Origin of the sequence: Methanosarcina sediminis (genome assembly GCF_052056915.1) — an archaeon.
GTDB lineage: Archaea > Halobacteriota > Methanosarcinia > Methanosarcinales > Methanosarcinaceae > MTP4.
This window is the reverse complement of the sequence record NZ_CP195119.1, coordinates 3,072,326-3,086,515: the sequence shown is the minus strand read 5'-3', so window position 1 is coordinate 3,086,515 and position 14,190 is coordinate 3,072,326. Positions and strand designations below refer to the sequence as shown.

Annotated in this window: 9 protein-coding genes; all 9 read left to right on the top strand. The window is 46.5% G+C overall.

The window, feature by feature from the left end; translation table 11 throughout:
• Positions 1-549: 549 nt before the first annotated feature.
• The 9 genes from ACSAZK_RS13395 to ACSAZK_RS13355 all read left to right on the top strand — a co-directional run bounded on the left by ACSAZK_RS13395 (position 550) and on the right by ACSAZK_RS13355 (position 13,872).
• Complete coding sequence (locus ACSAZK_RS13395; RefSeq protein ID WP_440954602.1) at positions 550-1,197, top strand: PAS domain-containing protein; 648 nt, start codon at positions 550-552, stop codon at positions 1,195-1,197.
• 30 nt (positions 1,198-1,227) lie between these two features.
• On the top strand, positions 1,228-3,465 hold the full coding sequence (locus ACSAZK_RS13390) for a GAF domain-containing protein (protein ID WP_440954601.1): 2,238 nt from the start codon (positions 1,228-1,230) through the stop codon (positions 3,463-3,465).
• Between the two features lie 270 nt (positions 3,466-3,735).
• On the top strand, positions 3,736-4,554 hold the full coding sequence (locus ACSAZK_RS13385; RefSeq protein WP_440954600.1) for a helix-turn-helix transcriptional regulator: 819 nt from the start codon (positions 3,736-3,738) through the stop codon (positions 4,552-4,554).
• Between the two features lie 849 nt (positions 4,555-5,403).
• On the top strand, positions 5,404-7,308 hold the full coding sequence (locus ACSAZK_RS13380) for a methyltransferase cognate corrinoid protein (protein WP_440954599.1): 1,905 nt from the start codon (positions 5,404-5,406) through the stop codon (positions 7,306-7,308).
• A 592-nt stretch (positions 7,309-7,900) separates the two neighbouring features.
• Positions 7,901-9,835 carry a hydantoinase/oxoprolinase family protein gene (locus ACSAZK_RS13375; protein WP_440954598.1) on the top strand — a complete coding sequence of 645 codons (1,935 nt, stop codon included), beginning with the start codon at positions 7,901-7,903 and terminating at the stop codon, positions 9,833-9,835.
• Positions 9,836-9,917: 82 nt separating this feature from the next.
• Positions 9,918-11,525: a TCP-1/cpn60 chaperonin family protein gene (locus ACSAZK_RS13370; protein ID WP_440954597.1), complete on the top strand. Its 1,608-nt coding sequence runs from the start codon at positions 9,918-9,920 to the stop codon at positions 11,523-11,525.
• Positions 11,526-11,679: 154 nt separating this feature from the next.
• Positions 11,680-12,138, top strand: coding sequence for a hypothetical protein (locus ACSAZK_RS13365; RefSeq protein ID WP_440954596.1), 459 nt, complete (start codon positions 11,680-11,682; stop codon positions 12,136-12,138).
• 757 nt (positions 12,139-12,895) lie between these two features.
• Positions 12,896-13,102, top strand: a complete 207-nt coding sequence (locus ACSAZK_RS13360; protein WP_440954595.1) for a hypothetical protein — start codon at positions 12,896-12,898, stop codon at positions 13,100-13,102.
• Positions 13,099-13,872 carry a helix-turn-helix transcriptional regulator gene (locus ACSAZK_RS13355; protein ID WP_440954594.1) on the top strand — a complete coding sequence of 258 codons (774 nt, stop codon included), beginning with the start codon at positions 13,099-13,101 and terminating at the stop codon, positions 13,870-13,872. Before ACSAZK_RS13360 ends, ACSAZK_RS13355 begins: the two co-directional genes overlap by 4 nt.
• Positions 13,873-14,190: the final 318 nt, after the last annotated feature.

Genomic DNA, 14,190 nt, shown 5'->3' with positions numbered 1-14,190 from the left:
TTGTCTAATAATAGTATATAGGATATTTCAATAAATTGAGGGAAAACATAGACCTGCCCTGAAAAGGATATAAAGACCAAAATGTGAAAAAGCAGGGAAAGCTAGCGAATTTATTTCATGCCTTTACTTTAACTAATTTATTACTTATGAGTATTGATTGCACAGTGTAATGTATTATTTAAATTATTTCAGGATAAAAGAAGTAATTACATAACTTTTTATTTATATTGACACTAATTTTCACCTGTTCTTTATTTGAAACTTTTCATTAATACCCATGGAAATCATCCATTCATAAAGATAGTATAAAGTATAGACATTATAACCCGAAAGTGTCTTTTAAATTATCCGTCACACATAATAAGCAGAATAGGGACCCGCCCGAAGAGAGACATCCTCAGGAAGAAAATCAAACTATATATGGAAGAAAGAAGAACTTAAGTATATATTTACGATAAATAAAATTTTGATTATTCCCTGTACCCAAAACCTATACAGTAGCTCGAAAAATCGGTTATTTCATAGAAATAAAATACGGGAAATGGATCGATGAAGCAATTCGATATTAATCTGGAATCACTAATAAACAGCAGCCCGGTGGTTATTTTTTTATGCGGCTCAGGTAAAAATTGGCCCGTTGAACTGATAACCGAGAACATACGGCAGTTCGGCTACGAAGTAGATGACTTCATATCAGGACACATACGGTACCTTGATATAATCCATCCCGAAGACCGGGAAGAGGTCCGTGCCGAAATCCTCAGGTGCTCTGAGGAAGGATGCGCTGATCTGACCCAGGAGTACAGGATACTTACAGCCTCAGGAGATACGCACTGGGTCGAAGTAAAAGTCCTGATCCGAAGAGACGAAAAAGGACGCATAAAACACTACCAGGGAACTCTCTGCGATGCAACCCAGCGAAAAGAGGCAGAAGCTTCAATGCAAAAAGCGCTTAAAAGAAATAATGAACTGAAAAACGTCATCAACAGCAGCCCTGTAATTGTGTTCCTCTGCCGACCGGAAGAGGGCTGGCCAGTGGAATTCGTATCGGAAAACGTTACGCAGATGGGTTACACCGCTGAAGACTTTACCTCCGGAAAAATAAGGTATATCGACTTTGTACATCCTGACGACCGGGAATATTTCCAGGCCGAAGTGGCCAGGTTTTCCAGGGAAGGGTACACGGACTGTACCTAGGATTACAGGGTCCTGACAAAGTCAGGAGAGGTGCGATATATCGACGACAGGTCCCTGATAAAAAGGAACAAGAAAGGGGAGATCACCAATTACCAGGGGATTGTCCTGGACATCACCGAACGCAAACTGGCAGAGGAACATATAAAGGGGCAGAACCAGGTCCTTGAAAAACTTGCCTCAGGAGCCCCACTTAACGAAGTACTCCTCCTCCTGGCCAGGAATGTGGAAAAGATCAGGAGCGGTTCAACATGCTCAGTCATGCTCCCCGACCGGGAGAAAAAACACCTGTTTTACTGCGTTGCCCCAGAGCTTCCTGAATTTTACAGGCAGAAGACCGACAGGCTTGAGATTGGGTTTGGCATGACTTCTGTAGGGACCGCAGCCTACCTGGGAAAAAGGATAACTGCGGACAATTTAATAGAAAACCCATACTGGACCGAGTACAGGGAAGTGGCAGCCAGAGCCGGGCTGAAAGCCTGCTGGTCCGAACCCATCATATCCTCTTCGGGGGAATTGCTCGGTGTCTTTTCCATGTACTACGGCGAAGTCCGAAAACCCGAAGAAGAAGACCTTGACTTTATGAAGACAAGCGCCCAGCTTGCAGCCATTGCGGTTGAGCATAAACTGGCAGAAGAAACCCTGCGGGAATCCGAAAACAAGTTCAGGACCATATTCAATAATATCAACGACCAGCTCTACATCCGGGAGCCTGAAGGCAAAAGCTATCTGGACGTCAACCAGGCAGTTGTGAACAGGCTCGGATACAGTAAGGAAGAAATCCTGAAAATGGAAGCCGAAGAGATAATTCCTTCCGAGTACTGGGACTCCGTCAGGGAGAACCTGAAAAAGATCCAGAGCGAAGGGTCCCGGATTTACGAAGCAGGCGCTATCTGTAAGGACGGGACGGTTGTCCCCCTTGAAGTAAGTGCCAGGATTATTGATTACGATGGCAAGAAGACGATCCTCTCGGTTGCCAGGGACATCACAGAGCGCAAAAAAGCAGAAGCTGCACAGGTTCTGAACGCAGCCAGGCTCGAAGCCCTGGTAAAGCTTAACCAGATGACCGGTGCGTCCCTGAAAGAAATCACGGACTTTGCCCGGGAAGAAGCAGTCAGGCTCACGGGTAGCAAACTCGGGTACCTAGCATTCATGGATGCCTACGAAACAGCCCTCATAATGCACTCCTGGTCAAAGAGCGCAATGAAGGAGTGCAGCATTGAAGACAAACGTTTCATCTATCCGATTAAGACCACCGGGCTCTGGGGAGAAGCGGTCAGGCAGAGAAAACCCATCATTACCAATGACTACACAACCCCCAGTTTCCTGAAGAAAGGATACCCGAAAGACCACGTACACCTGACCCGGCACCTGAACGTCCCCGTGTTTGACGGGGAAAGGATCGTTGCCGTTGCGGGAGTGGGGAACAAGGACGAAGACTATGACGAATCTGACGTCCGCCAGCTCACCCTGCTTATGCAGGGCATGTGGCAGCTCATCCAGAGGAAGCAACTCGAAGACGCCCTGGAAACCTACTCAGAAGACCTCTCGAAAGCCAGTGATGAACTTCGGTCTTTGAACAGGATAAAAGCGGAGTTCATGACCGAAAACCTGCCCCAGACCAAGCTCGACTACAGTGAAATTATCGATTTTGAAACCTGGGAAGCTATAGAGGACCAGCAGCAAAAGGCAATCGATTCGGTCATCAACAATTCGGACAGATTGAGGCATATGGTAGACTCCCTCCTCTATCTCAGCCAGGAACAGGCAGGAAAGATCGAATATTCCTTTGGGGAAGTCGAGATTAAAAAGATCCTCTCAGACGCCTACCTCAACCTCATCCTCCTGATAGATGAAAAAGAACTGGAGATGGAAAAGGACCTGCCTGCAAGCCTGCCACCGATCAGTGGAGACAAACAAAAACTTACCGAGCTCTTCACCACCCTGATCAGCAATGCAATCAAGTTTACACCCCACGGCGAGACCCTTGAAGTGAAAGCCGAAGAGGAAAAACAAAGCATCCATATCACGGTCAAGGACAGCGGGACCGGCATTCAGAAAAGACTTATCCCACACCTATTCAACAGGATTTACCAGGTGGAAGACTCCCTGAGCCGCAGGTACCAGGGACTTGAATTCGGGCTATATATCTGCAAGAACATTATCAGTGCCCATAACGGGGAAATCTGGGTGGAAAGTGAGGAAGGTTCGGGAACCACCATGCATGTGAGACTTCCGAAAAGAAAACCTGAACCGGAAAAAGAGGCATAACGAGAGCTATCAGTCTGCCTGAATCAATCTGTCTGAATCAGTCCGCTTGAGCGAACAAAGCGAACGAAACGGACCGCGCACTGTTGCGATTTCATCGCAACTAAAAGAAAAATCAAAGATTTTTCTGATGCCGAGCCGCAACTAGGCTGGTGCAGCTAGGCTGGTGCAGCTAGGCTGGTGCAGCTAGGCAAGTGTGAGGGAGACAAAAAACTTGAAATTGAGCATAGTCGGAATGAAAAAATGTTGTAATGAAGTGGCTGGAGATTTAAGATGAAAATTGAACTATTGGGCACTCTTTTCCTCTCAGACAAGAGGAAAGATCTTCTTCTACTGTTGATGGAGGAACCCCGGAATATTGATGAGATCAAAGATATTCTCAATGTAACCTCAAGCGCGATCATGACCCAGATCAAGATCCTCATCAGCCAGGGCCTGATCACACATGAAGACGACCTTTACAAGCTATCTGACATCGGGAAAGTGGTTGTTAAAAAAATGATACCACTCCTTAACACCCTGGGTGTGTTCTCGGAGAACAAGGACTACTGGGAAAACCACAATATCAGCGCTATTCCACCCCATCTCCTGGATAGGATCGAGGATCTCGGGCACTGTGAATTCGTGGAACCCGACCTGGACAGGATGTATGAAACCCCAAAAAAGATAGAAGAAAAACTGGTCATCTCAGCTCATGTAATGGAAATCTCCTCCTATTTCAACCCGGCTTATCCGTCAACCTATGTTGAACTGATAAAAAAAGGGACAGATGTTTCCCTGATAATCACAAAACCCGTCTTTGAAAGGTTGAGAAAGGAATACAGTACAGCCCTGCAAGAATACCTGAGCCGGGAAAATGCAAAAATCTTCGTTTGCGACTGTCCTATAAGAGTTGCATCAAGTGTGGTTACGGACCGCTTCATGGCACTCTCCCTATTTTACAAAAACGGGATCTACCATAACCATGCCATCATGAGTCAGGAGGAAAATGCCCTGAAATGGGGAGAAGACCTCTTCCTGCACTACATGAAAAACTCAAAGGAAATAACGGAAAAGGAATTGATTGAAACAGAATTAACTGAGAAGGATTAACTAAAAAGTAATTGGCTGAAAAGGACAAACTGTAAACCTGAGTTCTCAAGATTCCATTTCAGTCCGAAAAAGGAAAACTTGCCCGCAGAATGCCGGGGGATACATGTGCTCTTATAGTGAACAGAATTACTCAGTTTCCCTGATTGAGCCCCGATCCCTCAAGCTCATATTGAGTTTACAAATCCTGCCCTTTTTCACTTAAAAAACAAACGACTATTTTTAATTCAACAAGATACGGATTCCTCATTTCCTGATATTATTTTCCAGAATAATCTGAGTCCAGAATTGCTGATCCTTGAATGAGATGTTTTACGGATGAGATGTTTTACGGATGAGATGTTTCCGGAATAACTGATCCTTGAACGAGCTATTTCCCGAATTACTGATTATTGAATAATCTGTTTCTCTGGGCGTCTACTTCCAGAACCAAGGACTTTTCTACCAGGCAGGATACCCGCGCGATTCGGGGAACATATCAAATGAACACAAAATCAGAATGCATTGGCCCTTTTATCCAAGGCAAATCAGACACACTGATAAGATCAAAGGCTTTGATCAAATTAGAGTCCCCGATCAAATAGGTTAACGCCGTTAAATCGGGACGAAACGTAAAATCGGATGAAACTACAGGATCATGAGAGTTAACAAAATCAGGGAAATTCACAAAATTAGGCATCAAGAGAGATGTTAACTACGTTAATCAAATTTCTGCGTTTATGTTATATGTATAAAAGTCAATTTATGCTTTGAAGTTAACAGCATGAAGGGATGCACCCGAAAAGTGAATCCCGATTCGAGCTACTCACTGTTAACAAGGGAATAACCGCAAAAAATGTAGGAAGCGTTTTTATGGCAGCAGACATCTTGAACCAATTAGCGGAAGCTGTCGTCGAAGGAGAAGAAGACGACGCAGAAGAACTCGCACAGAAAGCCCTCGAAATGGGCGTTGACCCCTATGAAGCAGTCATCAACGGCCTGGCAAAAGGAATGACCATTGTCAGTGACCAGTATGAGAAAGGAGAAGCCTTTGTACCCCACCTCCTGCTCGCATCCGGAGCAATGTATGCAGGCATGGACATCCTCGTCCCCCACATGACCAAAGAAGGTGACTCCAAACAGGCCGTAGGCATTATAGGGACTATCGAGGGAGACGTGCATGACATCGGCAAGAACCTTGTCAAGACCATGCTCAGTGCAAACGGGTTTGAAATGATTGACCTGGGTGCAGACGTCCCAATCGAGAAGTTTGTGGAAACAGCAAAAGAGCACAAGGCAGACCTGATATCCATGAGCGCTCTTATGACCACGACCATGACAAACATGGAAAAGGTCATTGAGATCCTCCAGGAAGAAGGTATCCGCGACGCCATGAAGGTCATGGTAGGAGGAGCCCCCGTCTCAGAGGAATACGCAGCAGCCATCGGCGCGGACTCTTCCCACCCTGATGCCCTGCACGCAAGCACCTGGGCAACCGAAGTTGTGAAGGAACTCGGGACTGCGGATGAGCGCTGGAGTGACGAGAAGATCAATCTGGGCAAGATCAAGTATAGGGAGATCCTGGCAAAGAAAGTAGTCTCTGATAAAGTAGACATCGGCCTGGAAACTGCCACAAAGATCAAGGAAGAGTTCGAAAGTGTGGGCGTGAAGGTCAAGGAAGAAATGTCCCACATCGACAGGACCGTATCCGCAATGTCCGACAAGAAAGTGGACCGCCTGCCTGTCTATCCGCTTGCCTGCGGAGCTCTCAGGAAGTTTGTCCCCGTAACCTACAAGGAATACGCAACAAACGAAGACGCCTTTGTTGAGAGCGCATACCTCGGGTCCAAATACCTGGACATGGACATGTTTGTGGGGCTTATTGACCTTTCCGCAACCTCCGCGGACTTCGGATGCAAGATCAAATACCCCGAAGACGACACTCCCTCCTCCGAAGGCCACCTTAAAGACTACGAGCAGCTTGAGGTCCCCGAACTCAAGGAAGGCACCCGTGGCTACGAACTTGTCATGGCTTCAAAGAAGGCAAAAGACAAACTCAACAAGGAACTCAACACCCCCTTCGTTGGCTTCCACGAAGGCCCGCTTCTCACCCTTACCCAGCTCATGGGAGCGGACAGGGTCCTTATGGACATGAAGACAAACCCTGAAGCTGTCCTTGAAGGGGTCCAGAAGTGTACCGACTACATCTGCCAGCTTTCCGAGCTCTTCTTCGAAGAAGACGCCTGTGACGGGCTCTGTGTGGACAACCTCTGGTCCAACAACATCATCATGAGCGAGGAAGACTACTGGAAGTTTGACGGGCAGTTCGTCTACGAACAGCACATCCCGCTCTTCAAGAAGTACAACCAGCCCTACATGATCCACAACTGTGCGGACGCGGTTCACTTCGAGACCCAGATCAGGAAGTTCGGAACAGCCCTCTACAGCTACGCATACTATGAAAAGACCAGGGAAAAGGGTTCCCAGAACTACGCAGACCTCATCCCCAAGTACGGAGATATCTGCTGTATGATGGGAGAAGTCAACCCGGTTGAGTTCATGGACGGCTCCGCTGAAGGCATCCAGAAGGTCACCGACGATACGAAGACCCTTCTCGAAAACGTAATCCCCGTACTCAAAGAGAACGGACTCCAGTCCAAGTACGTCATGTCCACTGGCTGTGAAATCCCACCAGCCGGCCCGCTGACCACCGTACAGGCAATGGTGAACACCGTTAAGGAACTTGGTCCGGAACTCCAGAAGTCAATCATAGGGTGAGGTCTTCCTCCCCTATTTTTCAATTTAATCCGAAAAAAGAGCAAAATAAGCCAAAAATAAAGGGCTAAATCCTGAAGCAAGTCCAGCATGCCCTTAAAGCCAGAAGAAAAATCTCCAGAAAACATATTTCAAAAACAAAAAAACGTTTTAACCTCCAATAGGAACGAGAAATCGTGCCCTTGAAACCTCCAACCATAAAAATATCAAACTTACACAGAAGGAATGCCGTGCAGCATATCCTGGCAAAAAGAACAACATCCGGGTGGTTGCTCACCACCCACATTAAACTGAGAAAAATGGGAAAAACACTGCAATGTCTTTTTTGAAAAAAGTGGTTTCGCCCTAAAAAATATAAAAGATATTTGCAGCCTGAGAATAAACCTGAATTTAACAATCAATCTCATAAAATCAGTCTCATAAAATCAATCTCATAAAATCAGTCTCATAAAATCAGTCTCATAAAATCAGTCTCATAAAATCAATCTCATAAAATCAATCTCATAAAATCAATCTCATAAAATCAGTCTCATAATAAACTCATCCAGTTTAAAAACCAAAAAAGCGGCCATAAACAATAGAGAGGAGGAATACCATGGAGCTGGGTCTGGGAATCGACACGGGTGGAACATATACCGATGCCGCAATCATGGATATGTCAAACGGGACAATAATCGAATCAAACAAGGCACTTACGACATATCCGGATTTGATAAGAGGAATAACAAATTCGATTGAAGGGTTAAACCCCGGATACCTGAAAAGCATCAAATCCGTATCAGTTTCTACCACTCTCGCAACCAATACCACACTTGAGGGAAAGGGCTACCCTGCAGGGATGATCCTTATCGGACATACCGTTCCAAAGAAACTTTCCGGCGATTACGTAATATCTATCAAAGGCGGCCACGACTCCGATGGGAATGAGATTGCTCCCCTTGAAGACCTGGAAACAGTAAAGGAGTTTGTCAGGAAGGTTGGAAAAAGGGTAGCTGCTTTTGCCGTTTCCGGATATTTCGGGGTAAGGAACCCCGAACACGAACTGAAAGTGAAAGAAGCTATCCGGGAAATAACGGACATGCCCGTAGTCTGCGGGCACGAACTTTCCCTGAGCCTCGGGGCTTACGAAAGAGCAGTTACCGCCCTCCTGAACGCCCAGCTCATCCCGGTCAGCAAACAGTTCATAGGAGCTGTACAGGCCGTGATGGAAGAAAAGGGGATTAAGGCAACCCTCATGATGATGAAATGTGACGGCTCTCTTGTAAGAATTGAAGAAGCCCTGCAAAAACCCGTAGAATCCATATTTTCAGGCCCTGCCGCAAGTCTTGTTGGGGCAGCCCACCTGACAGGCCTGGACACCTGCGTGACTGTGGACGTGGGAGGAACAAGTACCGATATTGCCATGATCTCGAAAGGTATTCCCGAGATCAGCGACTCGGGTGCCAAAGTGGGCGGCTGGAAGACGATGGTGAAGGCTATCAGGATGGACACATCAGCACTTGGCGGGGACAGCCAGGTCTGGATTAAAAGGAAACCGTACCTGGGCCCTAACAGGGTGGTACCTCTCTGCCTTGCAGCCGCGGAATTCCCGGTGCTGCTGGAGAAACTCGAAGCCATCGAAAAACCAAAAGAACGCCTGATGGACGAGATCATACAGCCAACAACATTTTTCTTCAGGAACGGGCCGCATTCCGAGGAGCACCTTACCGCGGAACTCGGGGAGGACGAAAAAGTAATCCTGGACCTCCTGGGAGAAGAGCCGCTTTCAGTTTATGAAATTTCGGCAAAATCCGGAAAACATCCGCTGATGTTTGCCAGCAACCTGAAGACCCTGATCCAGAAACGCTACGTGGGCCAGGTTGGGTTTACCCCGACAGATGCCCTCCACGTACTGGGAGAATATGCCCGGTGGGATACAAGAGCCTCCTTGCTCGGGGCAAAAATTCTCGGACCCTACCTGAAAAAGGGTCCGGAAGAGTTTTCCGCCCATATCAAGGCAGAAGTCGTGAGGAAACTTGCCCTGGAACTGGTATCCTTCTTTGCGGATGACCTGAAGAAAACGGATATTGAAAAGCTGATAGGAAAAGAAGCTTACCTGAAATTCCGGGTAAAAGTCCCCGTTGTATTGGTAGGGGCTCCGGTGAGGGCGTACCTCAAAGACCTTAACGAGATTATTGACGCAGACATCCGGATCCCCGCATATCACGAAGTTGGAAATGCCGTGGGAGCCCTTGCAGGCAAAGTAATCCACAGGACAGAAGTCCTGATCCGCCCCCTTGCCGCAGGAAATGCCGGGTACACGGTTTTCTCCGAACTCGGGAGAGATATCTTCGAAGAGTACGTACATGCCCTGGACTACGGCCTTGAACTCAGCCAGAAACTGGTCTCGGAGTACATGGGCGGATACGGCCTGGAAATGGAAAACGTCGAGTATGACCTGAAACGAAACGATGTGGGAAGCGCTGGAAAAGCCCCGCTGGAAACCCGCCTGATCGGGATCGGAGTAGGATCAAACGGAAAACTTGCATAAAAATTGTAAAATAAAAATACAGGTCAAAAATTGCAGGCTAAGAAGCAGGTCAGGACCGATCAACACAATCAGGGGAAAAAACATGGCAAGCGAACTGAAAACGTCTAACGGTACTAATCCGGAAAGCCAGGGCGGAATGGCAAAACTGGCCCGGACAATAAGAGACAAGATCCTCATCGACGAACCGGTAAAAGAAGACGGGCTTATCGACCAGCTTGAAAGAGCTGCAGCGGAAATAGACGAGCTTCTGGCATCATCCCTGGGCCCGAAAGGGATGAACAAGATGGTAGTAAACCCGGTGAACGACGTATTCATAACAAACGACGGAAAGGTCATCCTCAAGGAAATGGACGTGCTCCACCCGATCGTAACTACCCTGAAAAAGCTTGCGGAATCAATGGACAAGGCATGCGGGGACGGGACGAAAACCGCGGTGATCCTGGCAAGCAACCTGATTAAAAACGCAATTGGGCTGATAAGAGCGGGAGTACACCCCACCATTATCATAGAAGGCTACGAACTTGCCCTGCAAAAAGCCTATGAGATGCTCCGGTACAGCATAAGGCAGGCAGGAGAAGAGGATGTCAGGACAACGATTGCATGCTCGGCCACAGGGAAAGGAGTGGAGAGAAAGCAGGCGGAAGAGATTACGGACATCGTACTGGGAGTTATAGCCCACCTGAGCGAGACACAGAAAGGCCGCCTCGACCTCAACCGGAACGTGAAGGTCATGAAGAAGGTGGGAGGGCCGGGGATGGTGGCCCTGGAAGGCCTGATAATGGACGAAAACCCGGCAAGGACGGATATGCCAAAGGACTTTGAAAACCCCTCGGTGCTCCTGATAAATTACGACCTCAAGATTAAAAGCGGATACCTCAACCCCCAGCACAACCTGAGAATGGATTCCGTGCAGACAGCCCTTATGTTTGAGGAAAGAAAGAGGGAGATGTGCAGGGAGCTTGCGGGAAAAATAATCAATTCGGGCGCAAACGTCCTCTTTTGCGAGGGAGATATAGACCCCTATATCGAGACCCTGCTTCGGGACAGCAAGATACTGGCTTTCAAGAAACTGAAAATGAAAGACCTGGAAAAGCTTTCGGAAGCCACGGGTACGACCCTGATGAGCAAGAATGACGAGATTCTGCCCCGGCACCTCGGTAAAGCCGACAGGATTAAGCTTGAAAAACGAAACAGGGAAAACTTCGTATTCATAACCGTGAAGGGAAAACCGATTTCCACGATCCTGATATGGGACCCGACAAGGTACGGGCTGGACAAGGTGGAAGAAGCAGTGGATGACGCCCTCAACAATGCTGCTTTCCTCATAAAAAACAGGGAGATAGTAAACGGCGGAGGCGCAATTGAGTTTGAACTGGCCCACATGGTCAGGATATTTGCGGCAACACAGACAGGAAAGAAACAGCTGGCTATCCTGGCATACGCCAAAGCCCTGGAAAAGGTCCCGGAAACCCTGGCAAGAAACGCGGGAATGAAAACCATCGATGCGATGGTGGAGATGAGAAACGCCTACGCCAGAGGAGTGGAGGCAAGGATAGATATCTCAAGGAAAGTTACGGATAAGGGGCCGAAAGTCTACGATTCGGCAACGATAAAGAAACTTGCCCTGATATCGGCTACAGAAACCGCAAGAAACGTCCTCAGGATTGACGAGATAATCCCAAAAGCCTGAATGAAAGCTAAGTAATCAGAAAAAATTAAAAAAATAAATCACGCTGATGACAATGCCTTAAATCCCTCTCTCTATGGGCATTGTTCATCTATTCCAAAAATAGTGAGTTAGACCTGCAACGCCTTGTCCGGAAAGGTACAAATTTGCCATTTTAATGTGCTTTTCCTGGAGGAAAGGAAGTCTACAGCCCCAAAATGCCCCGGAACGTCCGGTCCTGGACCAGAGCCCCCGGAATAGATACAGCATTACTCCATTCCGGGCATCCCATTTTACCAGGATTGGAAACAGTATAGAAAATTCCGGGAAATCCCTGGGACCGGAGATACCCTATCACCTCGAAAACCGGGTAGAAAACGGGGTGCAGAACCTCAAAAAGTTCCGGGATGGATGCACTGCCTTCAAGCAGGACAATTTCCGCTTGCAAGAGGGCCGTATCACAAAGCCCGGGACACATTCAGACGAAACTGCAGTGCCCCTTCTGCCATCATTTACAGGGCAGGACCGGGGGCGCTGCGGGATAAACGGATACCTGCACCACAGCAAGGGAAAAGACGAAAAGCAGAAAATCAAAGTTGCCCTGGCGCACCCCGCAACAAGTTGGTGGGGTATTTGACTGAAATGAATCACGCTGATGACAATGCCTTAAATCCCCATCTCTATGGGCATTGTTCATCTATCCCCCAAGAAGTGAGTAATAGACCTGCAACGCCATCTCCCGGGACTGTAAATGTTTGCCATTTTTATGCGCAGTCCCGGGAGGTAAACGGTCTATACACCCATAAAAGCCCCGGAAAGCTAGATCCTGGACCTTGTTTGCCATTTCAATGGTCTAAACGGATCGGTAAAACGGAGGCCCTATAAGAGGAAATGATGCCCCATCGTTTTTTACATCCAGTCTCCACTGGGGCATCAGGACCTTACCATGTATTCAGGATAGAGATTCCTGCCTCAAAACCGGCTTTTTAATTTTATCGAACGCAGGGTCAGTAGCCAAAAAACCTGAAGAAATACACAGGATCGAGAATACCCACAGCTCCAACATAGGGAAGATTAGGGAGAATATAAATTTTTTTTGACTGAAAAATTATAAAAATGGTTTTGTATGTAATAAACTCTCACAGAGGATTTTCACATACGTGAACTGTACAAATCCCAAGGGATTTCAAGGGAAGTTAGAAATATGGACCTTTTGCTCAAATCCCTGACAGGTAAAGATGTGGACAAATTACCTGTACTCCCGGCAGACCTAACAGGCACTTCGAAACTTATACAGAGAGCAGGCTTTCCAGATAGAAAAAAGGTATTATAAGTTTCCCTTGAGACCTGAAAAATAAAACAAATTTTTTCGTGGAAATGGAGAGAGGAAAAACATGAAAAAAATAGGTGTTTCTTCCCAATTGTTTGAGTATACAAGGAAAATAAGTGGAAAAATCAAATGGTGTAAAAGCTCTTTGGAACGTCAGGTTCCATATGCAACCTTAAACGTTTGTAATATAGAAAACGGGCTTGTTGTTAAGGTCCCGGAGTCGAACTTCGGAAGTTGCCCCCAGGCAAAGGGTCAGAAGTTGATATTATGAGCGGACTTGTAGATTTGCTCTTTTTTTCTGAAAAAAGGAAGGGAATTCTTATCTTACTGGCTGAGGGCCCAAAAAGCGCCGAAGAAATCAAAAATGAACTTCACGGCGACACACTTTCAATAACGCCGCAGCTAAAAAAGATGAAGGATATAGATATTATTGTCCAGCGCGAAGATACCTTCGAACTCACGGATATAGGGAAAATAATTGTTAAAAAGATGCTGCCTCTGACCGAACTCCTTGAGGTCTTTGAAGAGAACAACGATTACTGGTCAAAGCACGACAGAAGGCCAATCCCCGAGCACCTGATAAATAAAATGCACATGCTTGGAAAATGCAAAGTGGATGAGCCTAACCTTGAGCGCCTTTTCGAATTTCCTAAAGATCTGAAAGAAATAGTATTCAGGTCAGGGAGACTCAGGACCTTTTACTCATTCTTTTGCCCTGAATGTCCTGCAATTCAGGCAACTTGCGCAAAAAACGGGACAAAAATGGACCTGATTATGGATGAAAAAGTATACGGCAGATTAAAGAATGACTTTAAAGATACACACAGGTTGCTACTTGAGAATAATGTTTCACTCTACATTTACAGGGGAGAAATAAAACCTTCTTCCTTCATGATCACCGATGAGTTTGTGATGTTGAAACTCTTCGGAAAGGAAGGGGAGTTTGACCACAGAAAGCTAATGAGTTTCAACAAAAGTGCCATTGAATGGGGAGACGAGCTGGCGGATTACTACATCGGGCTTTCAGAGAAAATAAATTAAAGTGAAAGCGACAACACATCCCGCCGTAACCAGTGGTGTATTTTTGCACCACTGGGATCAATCCAAATCAAGGAAGGTTTAAGCTCAATGTTTTAACCCTGATGTTTTAACCTTACTGTTTTAACCTTACTGTTTTAACCTTACTGTTTTAACCTTACTGTTTTAACCTTACTGTTTTAACCTTACTGTTTTAACCTTACTGTTTTAACCTTACTGTTTTAACCTTACTGTTTTAACCCTGATGTTTTGATCACACCGTTAAGGAATGGGAAAAATATATCTTCAAGTTTTCATTTGGGATCGCTCTTTGTGCACCGG